We start from the raw sequence: 15,981 nt of genomic DNA, 5'->3' as shown, positions 1-15,981 counted from the left end.
AAAAATCAGTACAAGCATTCCTTTTCAGTTGATGATTAAAGGGAATTGCTGTATTGATTTTTTTTATGGATATTGAAGAATAAAGGAAAAAACATTAAAGCTTTTTCATAGGCTGTTTGGATACAGAATTTTTTTAATCACACATTAACAGGCTTTTGCTCCCTGCTTTGAGATGATTAAGGGAAAATGAGGAATTGAGTTGAGGAGAACTGTGCTGAGAAAAATCCTGATGGAAGTTTTGCTTTATTTAAATACAGGAAAAAAACTGCTAAGCAAATCAAAAGAGGAGAGAACATATTTTTTATTCTGTTTAGATGGTTTCTTTTTATTTTAAATTTATATTATAATGAAGGGGTAAATGGGGTATTCACTGGGGAATTTGATTACTTGGAGGCAATATATGAAAAAGAAAGTTCTTGTCGTAGATGATGAACAGTCTATTTTAACACTTTTGCAGTATAATCTGCAGCAAGCAGGTTTTGAGTGTTTAACAGCAATGGATGGAGAAGAAGGATTAAATTTAGCTATTCAATCAAATCCAGATGTTATTTTGCTAGATCTTATGCTTCCAAAAATGGATGGAATGGAAGTATGCAAACAATTACGCCAACAGCGCAATTCTACACCTATTTTAATGTTAACAGCAAAAGACGATGAATTAGACAAAATTCTTGGATTAGAACTTGGGGCAGACGATTATATGACAAAGCCTTTCAGTCCAAGAGAAGTTATTGCTCGAATTAAAGCAGTATTAAGAAGATCTCAATACCAAAAGGAAGCTCCTGCAATAGAATCAACTGATAAAGAAGAAAGCATCAGCATCGCTGATCTGAAAATATTTCCAGATTTTTATGAAGCATACTTTAAAGATGAATTAATAGAACTTACTCCTAAAGAATTTGAATTGCTGCTATACTTAGCAAAACATAAAGGACGGGTTTTAACAAGAGACCAGCTGCTAAGTGCTGTTTGGAATTATGATTTTGTAGGAGATACACGTATAGTAGATGTACATATTAGCCATTTAAGAGAAAAAGTGGAGAGCAATACAAAAAAGCCAATTTATATCAAAACAATTCGTGGTTTAGGATATAAACTTGAGGAACCAAAATAAATGGTAAAGTTCCAATCGAAATTGCTTTCTAGCTTATTGTTTATTATATTTGTAGTTTTTTTGTTCATCAGTTTAGTTTTTGCTCAGCTTAATAAAAAATTCTACACGCAAGTGTATGATGAAAGGCTGAAAAGGGAAAGTTTGCTAGTTTCAAAGGCAATTGAAAAGGAAGGCGGCATTGATTCAGTAAATTCAAGTGTGATAAAAGAGTACAGCCAAATGTTGGATTTGCAAATAACGATTACTGATAATAAAGGTTCTATTCTTTTTGATGAAGGGGATATGGGCAAAAGCATAGATGATGTTCATATAAAAAAAATCGAAACAATTATTAAAAATGATGCAAATGCCATGGTTGGCAGTGACTCTGATTTTCATTACTACTCGACAAAATTTTATGATCAAGATAAGCAAGGCTATTTGTTTTTAAGCATGAAACAGTCTGATCTAAAAGAAACGTATAAACAATTAAATTGGATGGTCCATCTTTCATTAGGAATTTCTTTGCTTATTATTTTTTTAGTGGCATTTAAACTGATTTATCGTTATACACGCCCTTTTGAATCTGCTGCTAAAGTGGCAGCGGATCTTGCCAATGGGAATTTCCATGCGAGAACCTATGAAGGGCAAGTTGATGAAACGAGTGAACTTAGTTCTTCATTAAATACAGTTGCAAAAAAAATGCAGGATATGGTTAAAGCTCAGGAAATTCAGCAAGATCGTCTCGGTACTTTAATTGAAAGCATTGGAAGCGGCTTACTGCTCATTGACAGCAGAGGGTATATTAATCTAATTAATAAAGCATACAAGGATATTTTTAATGTACATTCATCGGATTATTTATATAAATTATATTATAAAGTGCTAGATCATAGAGAGATCACCGACTTAGTTGAAGAAATATTTATGACCGAACATAAAGTAGTGCGAGAGTGCGTTCTGCAAATAAAGGATGAGAGGAAAATCTTTCAAGCATATGGTGTGCCGATTATTGGAGCCAATGATGTTTGGATGGGAATATTGATTGTCTTTCATGATATAACGGAAATTAAAAAGCTAGAACAAATCCGCAAAGATTTTGTTGCCAATGTAAGTCATGAATTAAAAACGCCAATCACTTCTATTAAAGGATTTTCGGAAACACTATTAGATGGTGCGCTAGAAAATAAAGAAACATTAGTAGAATTCTTGAAAATTATATTAAAAGAAAGTGATAGACTCCAGCAGCTTATTCAAGATTTATTAGAGCTGTCTAAACTGGAACAGCATGGATTTACTTTAAATCAGGAGCATTTTAATATAATAGATGTATTAGATGAAGTAATAAAAATACTTTGTAAAAAGGCACAAACGAAAAATCTGGAAATCACTTTCCATCCAGAAAAAGAGAGTATATGGATAGTAGGAGATCGAAGTAGATTAATTCAAGTTTTTCTTAATCTTATTTCAAATGCGATTTCCTATACACCAAATGGAGGAAGGGTAGATATTTCTGTTCTAGAAAGAAAAAGAGATGTCATTATAAAAGTGCAGGATACAGGAATTGGGATAGAATCATCGGAAATTCATCGGATTTTTGAACGATTTTATCGGATAGATAAAGCAAGAAGCAGAAATTCTGGAGGAACGGGGTTAGGCCTTGCGATTGTTAAGCATTTAGTGGAACTTCATAAGGGGAGCATTCAGGTGGAAAGTCAGGTTGGCAAAGGAACTACTTTCGCTATTAAATTAAAAAAAGAATTTCCTTACTAATCGGCCATGTTAACAGGTTATTTTCCTTATTTTTTATAGTTAGAAGGGAGAGTTTACAAACTATTTACATTTTGTTTATAGTAGATTAACACATAGTTGCTACAATTCATTATGAAGACCCCTTTATCCAAGGCTAGGCAAAAAGACCGGAAGTACCCCGCTTTCGGTCTTTGCTTTATTCTAAATAGAGAAAAAAAGCTATTTACTACACATTAATGGGCCTTTGCTCCCCCTCTCAAGATTATAAGAAAAATTCCCACTGATTGAAGTTTTTTTAAATTTTTAGCTAGGATCATTTATTCTTTGACGGGCAGCCAGATTTTTTATTTCTGAATGCAAATTTAGCACATATTAACGGGATTTTGCCCCCCAGCTCATGATTATGAGAGAACTAGGGAGGAATAACTGTCCATAAAAGCCTGATTGCAGCTTCACTTTATTGCTATCCCTCTAGTTTTCTGCCACTATTAACATTATTTGCTGGCTATCTTTCTACTTAAAGTCTATTCCTTACAATCTTTTTTTCCCCATGGTAAAATAAAGTGAACTTGATCATAATAGTACATATGTTCATACATACTTACTTTTAGATAAAAGAAGGAGGAAAACCTTTTGACCAATAAATTAGTTTTGATTGATGGCAATAGCATCGCATATCGCGCTTTTTTTGCCTTGCCCCTTTTAAATAATGATAAAGGCGTGCATACAAACGCTGTATATGGTTTTACAATGATGTTGATGAAAATAGTAGAAGAAGAAAAGCCGAGTCATATTTTAGTAGCATTTGATGCTGGGAAAACAACTTTCAGACATAGCACATTTACAGAATATAAAGGAGGAAGACAAAAAACGCCACCAGAACTATCAGAACAGTTCCCTTATATTAGAGAATTATTAAATGCATATGGCATCAAATATTACGAGCTTGAAAACTACGAAGCAGATGATATTATCGGCACCTTATCTTTAGAAGGAGAAAAAGAAGAGTTTGAAGTGATTGTCATTTCAGGAGATAAAGATTTAACTCAATTAAGCTCTGATAAAACAACTGTATATATAACGAAAAAAGGAATTACTGATATGGAAGTATACACACCAGGGCATATTCAAGAAAAATATGGACTAGTGCCAGAGCAGATTATTGATATGAAAGGGCTAATGGGGGATGCTTCAGATAATATTCCAGGCGTGCCAGGTGTTGGTGAAAAAACGGCGATTAAACTATTAAAGGAATATCAAAATTTAGAGAATTTGCTGCAGTCCATTGATAAAGTAAGCGGGAAAAAGCTAAAAGAAAAGCTGGAGGAATTTAAAGACCAGGCTATTATGAGCAAAGAGCTTGCCACTATTACAAGAGAAGCACCTGTTATGATGGGATTAAATGAAGTGGCATATCATGGGATGCAGGGAGAGAAATTGAAAGAGTTTTTTAAAGAATTAGGATTTAATTCTTTATTAGGAAAACTTGGGGAGGATGCACCGAAAGAGGAAGTAGTGCTTGAGGAAGTAGATTTTAAGCATATAGAAGAAATTACTGCAGATATTTTTGCAGATGAAAATATTTTATATGTAGAAATTTTAGACGATAACTATCATTATGCACCGATTATTGGAATTTCTTTATTGAATGAAACAGGAGCATATTATTTGCCAATAGAGCTCGCATTAAACTCCAATGTTTTTAAAGAATGGGCAGAAAATGAACATAGCAAAAAAATTGTCTATGATGCGAAGCGTTCAGAAGTTTCCTTGCGCCATAAAGGAATTCATTTAAGAGGGATAACGTTTGATGTATTAATTGCTGCATATCTTGCTGACCCGTCTGTTACGATTGAAGATGTTGCATCTGTAGCTAAAAAGTATGACTATACGAATCTTCAATCAGATGAAGTATTTTATGGTAAAGGAGCAAAACGCAAGATTCCGGAAGACAAGCTTATGTCAGAACATCTTGTCCGAAAAACAATGGCTTTAAAGAATATCCAAGAAAAAATGGAAAAAGAGCTGAAAGCGAATGGACAAGAAGAACTGTTTTATGATTTAGAGATGCCTCTTAGCCTAGTGTTGGCTGATATGGAATTTACGGGAGTAAAAGTAGATTTAGAAAGACTGCAAAAGATGGGAGTAGAGATAAAAGAACGTCTGCAAGAAATGGAAAGCCGCATTTATGTATTGGCTGGAGAAACGTTTAATATCAATTCACCTAAACAGCTAGGCGTTATTTTGTTTGAAAAAATTGGATTGCCGGTCATCAAAAAAACAAAAACAGGCTATTCTACATCAGCAGACGTATTGGAACAGTTGGCAAGTTCTCATGAAGTGATTGGTGAAATTCTCAATTATCGCCAATTGGGCAAATTGCAGTCTACTTATATTGAAGGATTGCAAAAAGTGGTGCATGAAAGCAAAATCCATACACGTTTTAATCAAGCTTTAACTCAAACAGGAAGATTAAGTTCGACAGATCCTAATCTGCAAAACATTCCAATACGGTTGGAAGAAGGAAGAAAAATTAGACAAGCTTTTGTGCCTTCAGAAAAAGATTGGGTGATTTTTGCAGCTGACTACAGCCAAATTGAATTAAGAGTGCTTGCACATATTGCCAATGATGAAAAATTAATTGAGGCTTTTAAAGAAGACCATGATATTCACACAGAAACAGCTATGGCTGTATTCCATGTCGAAGCAGAGGAAGTAACTTCTAATATGCGTCGCCATGCAAAAGCTGTAAATTTCGGAATTGTATATGGCATAAGTGATTATGGTTTGTCTCAAAGTTTGCATATTACAAGAAAAGAAGCGGCAAAATTTATTGAACGCTATTTGGAAAGCTATCCTGGTGTTCAAAATTATATGGAAGAAGTTGTTGTACAGGCTAAACAAAAAGGGTATGTTTCTACCTTGCTGCATAGAAGACGGTATTTGCCGGAAATTACAAGCCGAAACTTTAATCTCAGAAGTTTTGCAGAACGAACAGCGATGAATACACCGATACAGGGAAGTGCCGCAGATATTATCAAAAAAGCAATGATTGATATGGCGAAGCGCCTTGAATCAGAGGGACTGAAATCTCGTTTATTATTGCAGGTGCATGATGAATTGATTTTTGAAGCACCAAAAGAGGAGATTGAAAAGCTAAAAGAAATTGTTCCAGATGTAATGGAACATGCTGTCAGCTTGGATGTTCCATTAAAAGTGGATTATGCATATGGAGATACATGGTTTGATGCAAAGTAAAAGTCGGAGGCTGAGTTAATTGCCAGAATTGCCAGAAGTAGAAACAGTCAGAAGAACATTAAAAGAATTAACACAATATAAAGTGATCAAAGAAGTTGCTGTTACATGGCCTAAAATGATAAAAAAACCAGAGAATGCCGAACAGTTTTCTGATGCATTAAAAGGGCAGCAAATAGAAGATGTAAACAGAAGAGGAAAGTTTTTGCTCATTTTAACAACAGACTATACTATTGTTTCGCATTTAAGAATGGAAGGCCGCTATGGATTATTTCAAAAAGAAGATCCGATAGATAAGCATACACATGTTATTTTTTATTTTGAGGATGGTACCCAGCTGCGTTATAAAGATGTACGTAAATTTGGCACGATGCACCTGTTTAAAAAGGGAGAAGAGCATGCAGCCTTGCCTCTTTCCCAGCTGGGGCCTGAACCTTTCGACAGCTCTTTTACTATTCTGAAACTGAAGGAGGGTTTGGCGAAAACTGCAAGAAGTGTAAAAACAGCTTTATTGGATCAAAAAATAGTGGTCGGTCTAGGCAATATTTATGTGGATGAAGCATTATTTAGAAGCGGCATTCATCCAGAAAAAGTGGCCAGCACTCTAAATGAGAAAGAAATAGAGAAACTTTATAAGGAAATCATTGCAACACTTTCTGAAGCGGTTGAAAAAGGTGGCAGCACGATTCGTTCCTATGTAAACACTCAAGGCCAAATAGGCATGTTTCAGCTAGAACTATTTGTTTATGGACGCAGAGGAGAAGCGTGCAAAAAGTGTGGTGCTACATTAGAAAGGATTATTGTTGGAGGCAGAGGAACTGTATTTTGCCCTAAGTGTCAAATGAAATAAAAGAATTTAGCAGATTCAGTTTTAACATTGGATGGGCTCCTTCCATATAGTATAGTACTATTGTTTAGGAAGGGGCTTTAAATCTTATGGCACAAGTAATTTCTCTCATCTTGCTAGCATTAGCTGTAAGCATTGATAATTTTAGTGTAGGTTTTACTTATGGTCTAAGAAAGATGAAGATACCATTTAAATCCATCTTCATTATTGCTTGTTGCTCAGGCATGACCTTATTAATTGGGATGTTTTTTGGTCATATTATTTCGCAAATCTTTTCACCCTCCTTTGCAGAAAGCATCGGCGGGGTTATTTTAATTTTATTGGGGATATGGATACTATATCAATTTTTTCGTCCATCGAAAGAAAAGGAAGTCGTTATACAAGAAAAAAACATTGTTAATTTTGAAATTAAATCACTTGGAATTGTGATTAATATATTAAAAAAACCAATGGATGCAGACTTTGATAATTCGGGAACAATCACAGGAAAAGAAGCGGTTGTTTTAGGCTTGGCATTATCATTAGATGCATTTGGAGCCGGCGTCGGCGCTTCTATGTTGGGGCTATCCCCCATTTATTTAACCATTGCTGTCATTTTAATGAGTACATCTTTTGTTTCATTAGGCATTGTTGGAGGAAGATTTTTTTCGCAAAAAAGTTTTATGGAAAAATGCTCCTTTATTCCAGGGATCATTTTAATTATTATTGGTCTTTTTAAATTATAGGAAAAATAATTAAATTTTGAATAAAAGGTTGGATAAAAAACATGACACTTATTGTTGGGCTGACGGGTGGAATTGCCAGTGGGAAAAGCACTGTTTCTGCTTATTATCAATCATTAAATATTCCAGTTATTGATGCAGACCTAGAAGCTCGGCTTGCTGTAAAGGCAGGGGAACCAGCTTATCAAAAAATCGTTGAACATTTTGGAACAGGAATTCTTCAAAATGATGGAGACATTAACCGAATGAAACTAGGAGAAATTGTATTTTCTAATGAGCAAGAAAGACTGGTGTTAAATGGAATTGTGCATCCGGATGTAGGCAGGAGAATGGATGAGAAACAAAGGTTCGCTATGGAGAATGGCGAAAAAGTGGTTATTTTAGATATCCCATTATTATTTGAAAATAAATTGAATGAAAAAGTAGATAAAACCATCCTTGTCTATGTGACAGAGGATGTTCAAAGAAAACGATTAATGGAACGAAACCAATTAACATTTGAACAGGCAATAAAAAGAATCCATGCACAAATGCCTTTAGAGAAAAAACGTATATTAGCAGATGAATTGATTGATAATAATGGAACAATAGAAGCAGCAGCAATGCAAGCAAAAGAAATACTGGAAAAATGGAATGTATTAGATTAGAGGGGATGCTTAATTTTAAGCTTCCTCTTTTTGGATGAAAAAAGCAATCTAACGGTCATTTCTAAAGAAATCTAGACTATCTCTTGTGCAACGAATTACTTTTCTATAAGATATAGGTAGAATCAATGCACTCTGCGAAACAATGAATTCGGAGCTGATATAGATGAGATGTCCAACATGTCAACATAATAATACCCGTGTTCTTGATTCACGACCTGTTGATGAATTTCGTTCTATCCGCAGAAGAAGAGAATGTGAAGTGTGCGGCTACCGCTTTACTACTTTTGAGAAGGTAGAAGAAATACCTTTAATTGTTGTGAAAAAAGAGGGAACACGGGAAGAATTTAGCCGTGATAAGATATTGCGCGGTTTAATTAGAGCATGCGAAAAAAGACCTGTTGCTTTAAAAGAATTAGAAGATATTACTGCGGATGTCGAAAAAGAACTGCGCAGCAATGCCGCTTCAGAAATAAAAAGCGATATAATTGGCGAAATGGTAATGGATCGTCTTGCTGAAGTAGATGAAGTGGCATATGTTCGGTTTGCATCTGTATATCGACAGTTTAAAGATATCAATGTCTTTATAAATGAATTAAAGGAACTGATTAAAAAAGAGTAAGAAATGTTAGAGTTGTCAGCAGGAGAACGAAAAAATTGCGCTGGCAAACAAGGAAATTGTAAAATAGTGTATTGTTGTTTAAAGAGGAATAGAATAAAGATAACTCCATTCCTAAAAAAGGAGCTAAAGATTTCTTTGGCTCTTTTTTGACTTTATCCTCCATAAATGGGCAGTGAAAATCCCCTTGATTACAGTTTTACCTTATATTTACTTGTGGTCAAAAATAGGAGGAAAATGAAAGGTAGAAGGAGGAAATCGTTAAAATGTCTCAGTATTGGCAGGACTTGCTTCCAGTTGACAGATATCAAGCAGCAGTTAATGGTTTATTAACAGACTATGATCGGAAAATAATTACCTTTTTATATCAACCGCTAATAGGAACATCCTGTATTAGCTTATATATGACATTGTGGGCAGAGGTGGAAGAAAATCGACTTTGGTCTGGCCTCAATTCTCATCATAGTTTAATGAATTTTATGAATTGCAATTTAAAGGAAATATATGAAGCAAGATTAAAGCTGGAAGGAATCGGATTGCTGAAAACCTATATGAAAAAAGAAGATGAAAATCGCTTTTTTATCTATGAGCTGCAGTCTCCGTTATCCCCAGATCAGTTTTTTTTAGATGGCATGCTGAATGTTTATCTGTTTCGAAAAATAGGAAAAGGACAATATGCTCGTTTAAAACGTTTTTTCTCCGATAAAAAACTTCCGGAAACTTCAGAGTATGTCTCAATAACAAAAGAATTTCCAGATGTATTTATGTCTGATCATCACAGTGCAATCCGCACTAGCTATGAAATGAAACAAGAAGAAATAGATGAAGAAAACACAAAATTTATTGGAAGAAACGGACAAACCAGCATTCAAATACAAGATAATTCTTTTGATTTTGAATTATTATATGCAGGTCTGCATGATTCTTTATTATCGAAAAAAGCGTTTACGCAAAAGGCGAAAGATGCTATAAAAAATCTTTCCTTTTTATATGGAATTGATGCCATTCAAATGAAAAATATTGTGATTGCCGCTATCAATCATACGGATGAAATTGATATAGAAGAACTTAGAATAGCTGCTAGAGACTGGTACCAATTTCAGCATAATGATTTGCTGCCTAGCCTTGTTGACCGGATACAGCCGCAAAAACATCAGTCTCAAGCGGCAGAGCCAATGACAAAAGAAGAAGAATTGCTTTATTATCTAGACCATACTTCTCCTAGACAATTGCTCAAAGATATTTCTGGAGGGGCAGAGCCGTCGAAAGCAGATTTGCAAATTATTGAAGAACTGATGTTTTCTCAAAAGCTTCTGCCTGGTGTTATTAATGTATTGATACAGTATGTGATGTTAAAAACAGATATGAAATTAACAAAAGGCTATATTGAAAAAATTGCTGGCCAATGGGTAAGGAAAAATGTACGGACAGTAAAAGATGCCATGAATCTTGCTAAAAAAGAGCATCAGCAATATTTAGAATGGGCACAAGGAAATAAAAATAAAAAAACAAAAAATAATAAAAAGGCAATTCGCACAGAAAAAATTCCGGAGTGGTTTGGGAAAGATCAAAACTCAAAGGACACTACTGCTCAAGCTGGAAGTGAATCAGCAGAATTTTTAAAATTAAAACAAGAGCTAGAGGAAGAAATTAAAAACTTACGAAAATAGGTGGTGACAATTATGGAAAGGATTAATGATACGCTAAAGAAACTTGGGGGGAGTTCCGGTTTTCAAGAAAGATACCAAAGAATGAAAAGGGAAGTCCTCGAAAATGCGGATGTAAGAACTTTTTTGCGAGAGCAGGAGGATGAGCTTACTTCTGAAATGATTGAAGTCGGCATGATTAAATTATATGAATATGCCAATCAAAGCAAAGAATGCAATAAATGTCCTAATTTAGAGTCATGCATTAATGTGATGCATGGCTATCATCCGAAATTAGTTATTATCCGCGGCAGAATCGATATCCAATATGATCGCTGCCCTCGAAAAGTAATGGAAGAGGCTAAAAAGAAAAAAGAAAAATTAATTCAAAGTTTATATGTGCCTAAAGATATTCTTGAAGCATCTTTTAATTATATGGATATTGGACAAGATCGGGCAGATGCTGTCAGAGCAGCAATCAATTTTGTAAAGCAATATGAGCCAGGGAAAAAGCAAAAAGGCTTATACTTTTATGGGGAATTCGGCGTTGGAAAATCCTATATATTAGGAGCTATTGCAAATGAGTTATCTCAAAAACAAATTTCCTCGATGATTGTGTACGTTCCAGAATTATTTAGAGAAATGAAAGGCTCCATTGCGGACAGCACATTAAATGAGAAGCTAGAAAGCATAAAAAAGGAGCCCATTCTTATGCTGGATGATATTGGGGCAGAAACAATGTCTAGCTGGATAAGAGATGAAGTGCTAGGTCCTATTCTTCAATTTAGAATGCTTGAGAATTTGCCGACATTCTTTTCCTCAAATTTTGATTTTAGTGGACTAGAACACCACTTAACTTATACACAAAGAGGCGAAGAAGAAAAGATGAAAGCAATGAGGGTAATGGAAAGAATTCGCTACTTAGCAGCGCCTATTCATGTAAAAGGACAAAATAAAAGGTTATAGTACAAGTCATATATTGTGTTTCACTAGAGACGAGGATGAATAGTCAATAAGTTTGAAAAATGGGATAGTGGTCTGCACTATTCTTTTTTTTATGCAAATTCACTTCTATTTTTTGTTATTTCCCCATATACATGCTATCAAGGAATTCTTTATAAAAGGGGGGATATATTTGATTCAAATTAGTTTTCAAAAAGTAGAAGAAGCAAAAAAAATGCATCAATTATTATTTAAGCATTGCTGGCTACAAGGATGGAAAATAGAGCATCTGCAGAATGGATATGAATATATTCTAAAAATAGATTGGGATAAAAAAGGGTATCAGAAAAATTATACTAATGCGCTGCAACAAATATTTTTTCAATTTATTTTATCCAATAAATGCGATCAGTGGGCAAAAGAAATAGTATGCAATCAATATTTTTTTAAAGATGAAGCAGAGCAGCGTCATATTGTCGATATCATGCATTCTATATTAGAAGGAGAAAAGGAAGATCTCGCTAATTTAATGCATGATGTGAATTTGGAAGAGTGTTTAAAAAGCGCCATTGCTGATATATTTGCAGAAAAAAAATCCTTTTCGTTTGATTCTTTTGTTCAATTTCGTCTCCGTTCCTTTAAAGAAATGATTAAAAAATATGTGGAAATCTCCATCGATGAATATAAAATGGAGCAGGAATATCAAGTGTTTATTCAAACATTACGGGAATTTTTAATAAATCGCAAACCCAAAAAACAAATTATTCATGTTTTTGTTGATTTGGACATTCAAATTTTCGATGCTGAATATAGGGAAATAACGGGACAAGAACTGGTGCCGCTAGGGGATAAAAAAATAGTGGAGAACCAGTCTATTTATATAGATCCTTTTACAATTGGTCCACTTTTGGCATTGGCCCCAAATAAAATTTATTTATACACAGAAGATAGGGAGCAGGCATTTGTGCGTACCATTACTAATATTTTTGAAGAACGGGTTTATGTAAGGGAAAAACAAGATTTTTTTCAAGGAGTCAGCATTCCAGCACGACCATTTGAATAGAAATCATGACTTGCCCTTGATTTTCTTTTCTTTAAAGAATATAATACGTACATAAATCAACTCTATTTTGTTACATGTTATGATGAGGACAATAGTTTTCTTATACGATTCAAAGAGAGGGAAGTATGGCTGGGAGCTTCCTAATACGATAAGATTACTTACCACCTTTAAACTTCAATCATGAACAGGCTAAATGCCTTATTATTGGTTGGCGGCAGACAGCCGTTATCTGTTTAACTAAGCCGTTATAATTAGTTTCTCTTTTTATAATCGGGAATTAGGGTGGAACCACGTGTTATAGATAAAGATAACTCGTCCCTTTCTATAGGGATGGGTTTTTTTGTGTGCAAAAATCACTGCATGTGAACAAATAGTAAGGAATATAGGAGGAAATAGTATGTCAGAATTAATCAAAATTTCTTTTCCTGATGGAGCTGTAAAGGAGTTTCCTGTTGGCACAACAACAGAAGATATTGCTGGTTCAATAAGTCCTGGCTTAAGAAAAAAAGCAATTGCAGGCAAAATAAACGGTGCACTTTATGATTTGAAAAGACCAATAGAGCAAGATGCATCTTTTGAGATAATCACACCGGAACGGGAAGATGCGCTTGAAATTTTACGCCATAGTTCAGCACATTTAATGGCCCAAGCAATTAAAAGATTATATAAAAATGTAAAGCTTGGTGTAGGTCCAGTTATTGAGGGCGGGTTCTATTATGATATTGATATCGAAGAATCATTAACGCCGGAAGACCTGCCAAAAATAGAAAAAGAAATGGCTAAAATCATAAATGAAAATATAGAGATTATCCGCAAAGAAGTTAGCCGCAATGAGGCGGTTGAGCTGTTTAAAGAAATGGAAGATGAGTACAAACTAGAGCTAATTGATGCGATTCCAGCAAATGAAACAGTAACATTATATCAACAAGGAGAATTTATTGATCTTTGCCGCGGTGTTCATGTCCCATCTACTGGAAAGTTAAAAGAATTTAAATTATTAAGCATTGCTGGTGCTTATTGGCGAGGCAATAGTGATAATAAGATGCTGCAGCGCATTTACGGAACAGCATTCTTTAAAAAGGCAGAATTAGATGAACATCTGCGTCTTTTAGAAGAAGCAAAAGAGAGAGACCACCGAAAAATCGGGAAAGAACTTGATCTTTTTATGACATCTCAAAAAGTAGGACAAGGTCTGCCATTATGGCTGCCAAAAGGTGCAACTATCCGCCGCATAGTAGAACGATATATTGTTGATAAGGAAGAAAGACTAGGTTATAACCATGTGTATACACCAATTATGGGAAGCGTTGATTTATATAAAACTTCTGGCCACTGGGATCACTATCAAGAAGATATGTTCCCGCCAATGGAAATGGATAATGAGCAGCTAGTGCTTCGTCCAATGAATTGTCCTCATCATATGGTGGTATATAAAAACAGCATACACAGCTATAGAGAGTTGCCAATTCGTATTGCTGAACTTGGAACAATGCATCGCTATGAAATGTCAGGAGCATTATCAGGACTGCAGCGTGTTCGTGGGATGACATTAAATGATGCCCATATTTTTGTTCGTCCAGATCAAATTAAAGACGAATTTAAACGCGTGGTTAACCTTGTATTAGATGTTTATAAAGATTTTGACATTACTGACTACAGCTTCCGTTTATCTTACCGTGATCCAGAAGATACAGAAAAATATTTTGATGATGATGAAATGTGGAATAAAGCGCAAAGCATGCTGAAAGATGCGATGGATGACCTAGGTCTAGATTATTTTGAGGCAGAAGGAGAAGCAGCCTTTTATGGCCCTAAACTAGATGTTCAAGTGAAAACAGCATTAGGCAAGGAAGAGACCCTTTCTACTGTACAGCTAGATTTCTTGCTTCCAGAACGTTTTGATTTGACATACGTTGGAGAAGACGGCAAACAGCATCGACCAGTTGTTATTCACCGCGGAGTTGTGTCAACAATGGAAAGGTTTATAGCATTTTTAATCGAAGAATATAAAGGTGCGTTCCCGACATGGCTATCACCAGTTCAAGTGCAGGTGATTCCTGTTTCTCCATCTGTTCATTTTGATTATGCACAACAGGTGAAAGAAGAGCTGCAAAAACAAGGCTTCCGTGTAGAATTAGATGAGCGTGATGAAAAGATCGGCTATAAAATTCGTGAAGCACAAATGAAAAAAATTCCCTATATGCTAGTCGTAGGAGATAAAGAAGTAGAAGAACAAGCTGTAAATGTCCGTAAATATGGAGAACAAAAGTCAGAAACTGTTCCTTTCGAAGCATTTTTAGCCAATTTGAAAAAAGAGGTTAATCGATAAACCTTTTTAAAATGCTGAAAATAGCCGAATAAAAGAGGATGAATTTGGCGAAAATAGTTGGTCGACGGAAAAAAATCATGAAAAGTATTGCATTGTATAAATAATTTTGATAAAATTTTTCTCGTTGTGGTATTTCTTTCGTTGACTAATAGATATCTACGTGATATAGTTACTAAGGTAAATTGAATACAAGTTTGAGGAAAAGAAGAAGCACCCGCTTCTCACCTGATTGACACAAGATTCCAATAAGTAGTTAACAGGTAATTACGTGAACATTTTAGCTTTTTATGTTTGTTATCGTAAGTGTGGGTGGTTTTCCATCCACACTTTTTTATTGTTTAGCTTCATCCTAATGATCTAAACAATAGTGCAGATATTATAGGATGATTGCTTCTAAATGGGAACTGTAAATTATTTTCCTGACGATTCAACTTGGAGGTCAAGTGTCAATTTGTGATGGAACGGGAAAGTAGATGCTTGAAATTTCTCGTTGTTACAGGAATTCTTGACCCGAACGTTGTATTCGTTAATTAACCTTGGAGGTGTATTAACTATTAGCAAAGATATGATTTTAAATGAAGGTATTCGTGCTAGAGAGGTTCGATTGATTGACCAAAATGGAGAACAGCTTGGTATCAAAACAAAATTTGAAGCTCTTGAAATCGCAACACGTGTAAATCTTGATGTTGTTCTTGTTGCACCAACTGCAAAACCGCCAGTAGCCCGCATAATGGATTATGGCAAATATAAATTTGAACAGCAAAAGAAAGAAAAAGAAGCACGTAAAAACCAAAAAATTATTAATATTAAAGAAGTTCGCCTTAGTCCTACTATAGATGAGCACGACTTTAATACAAAGCTTCGTAATGCGATAAAATTCTTAGAAAAAGGCGATAAAGTAAAAGCATCCATCCGTTTTAAGGGACGTGCTATTACACATAAAGAAATTGGCCAACGCGTGCTTGTTCGATTTGCAGAATCTTGTACAGAAGTTGCCACAGTGGAATCACATCCAAAAATGGACGGTCGAAGCATGTTCATGACTTTAGCGCCTAAAAACGACAAGTAA

12 protein-coding genes and 1 other annotated feature are annotated in these 15,981 nt (G+C 34.9%); all 12 genes read left to right on the top strand.

All coding sequences use genetic code 11. The features are described from left to right. Positions 1 to 400: 400 nt before the first annotated feature. The 12 genes from NCCP28_RS04640 (at position 401) to infC (ending at position 15,981) form a co-directional block, all read left to right on the top strand. Positions 401 to 1,114 carry a response regulator transcription factor gene (locus NCCP28_RS04640; protein WP_248560197.1) on the top strand — a complete coding sequence of 238 codons (714 nt, stop codon included), beginning with the start codon at positions 401 to 403 and terminating at the stop codon, positions 1,112 to 1,114. Next, positions 1,115 to 2,866, top strand: coding sequence for a two-component system histidine kinase PnpS (gene pnpS / locus NCCP28_RS04635; protein ID WP_248560196.1), 1,752 nt, complete (start codon positions 1,115 to 1,117; stop codon positions 2,864 to 2,866). It begins immediately after the preceding gene. A 612-nt stretch (positions 2,867 to 3,478) separates the two neighbouring features. Next, entirely contained in the window at positions 3,479 to 6,103 is a 2,625-nt protein-coding gene (gene polA, locus NCCP28_RS04630; RefSeq protein WP_248560195.1) for a DNA polymerase I, read from the top strand. 19 nt (positions 6,104 to 6,122) lie between these two features. After that, positions 6,123 to 6,950 (top strand): DNA-formamidopyrimidine glycosylase, encoded by an 828-nt coding sequence (mutM, locus tag NCCP28_RS04625; protein ID WP_248560194.1) that lies wholly within the window; start codon positions 6,123 to 6,125, stop codon positions 6,948 to 6,950. Positions 6,951 to 7,036: 86 nt separating this feature from the next. Continuing rightward, complete coding sequence (ytaF, locus tag NCCP28_RS04620) at positions 7,037 to 7,672, top strand: sporulation membrane protein YtaF (protein ID WP_248560193.1); 636 nt, start codon at positions 7,037 to 7,039, stop codon at positions 7,670 to 7,672. A gap of 41 nt (positions 7,673 to 7,713) precedes the next feature. After that, entirely contained in the window at positions 7,714 to 8,316 is a 603-nt protein-coding gene (coaE, locus tag NCCP28_RS04615) for a dephospho-CoA kinase (protein WP_248560192.1), read from the top strand. Between the two features lie 163 nt (positions 8,317 to 8,479). Beyond that, positions 8,480 to 8,935, top strand: coding sequence for a transcriptional regulator NrdR (nrdR, locus tag NCCP28_RS04610; RefSeq protein WP_101175723.1), 456 nt, complete (start codon positions 8,480 to 8,482; stop codon positions 8,933 to 8,935). 263 nt (positions 8,936 to 9,198) lie between these two features. Beyond that, complete coding sequence (locus NCCP28_RS04605; RefSeq protein ID WP_248560191.1) at positions 9,199 to 10,602, top strand: replication initiation and membrane attachment family protein; 1,404 nt, start codon at positions 9,199 to 9,201, stop codon at positions 10,600 to 10,602. A gap of 12 nt (positions 10,603 to 10,614) precedes the next feature. After that, positions 10,615 to 11,544 carry a primosomal protein DnaI gene (dnaI, locus tag NCCP28_RS04600; protein WP_248560190.1) on the top strand — a complete coding sequence of 310 codons (930 nt, stop codon included), beginning with the start codon at positions 10,615 to 10,617 and terminating at the stop codon, positions 11,542 to 11,544. 169 nt (positions 11,545 to 11,713) lie between these two features. Then, positions 11,714 to 12,583 (top strand): putative sporulation protein YtxC, encoded by an 870-nt coding sequence (locus tag NCCP28_RS04595; RefSeq protein WP_248560189.1) that lies wholly within the window; start codon positions 11,714 to 11,716, stop codon positions 12,581 to 12,583. A gap of 397 nt (positions 12,584 to 12,980) precedes the next feature. Next, a complete protein-coding gene (gene thrS, locus NCCP28_RS04590; RefSeq protein ID WP_248560188.1) occupies positions 12,981 to 14,912 on the top strand; it encodes a threonine--tRNA ligase in 1,932 nt (643 codons plus the stop codon). 196 nt (positions 14,913 to 15,108) lie between these two features. Beyond that, positions 15,109 to 15,251 (top strand) — a sequence feature (ribosomal protein L20 leader region). 226 nt (positions 15,252 to 15,477) lie between these two features. After that, on the top strand, positions 15,478 to 15,981 hold the full coding sequence (gene infC / locus NCCP28_RS04585) for a translation initiation factor IF-3 (RefSeq protein WP_248560299.1): 504 nt from the start codon (positions 15,478 to 15,480) through the stop codon (positions 15,979 to 15,981).

The sequence above is a fragment of the Niallia sp. NCCP-28 genome, from assembly GCF_023168165.1.
In the GTDB taxonomy this organism is placed as follows: Bacteria; Bacillota; Bacilli; order Bacillales; family Cytobacillaceae; genus Niallia.
Note: the sequence above shows the minus strand (reverse complement) of the source record. Positions and strands in the feature narration are given on the sequence as shown.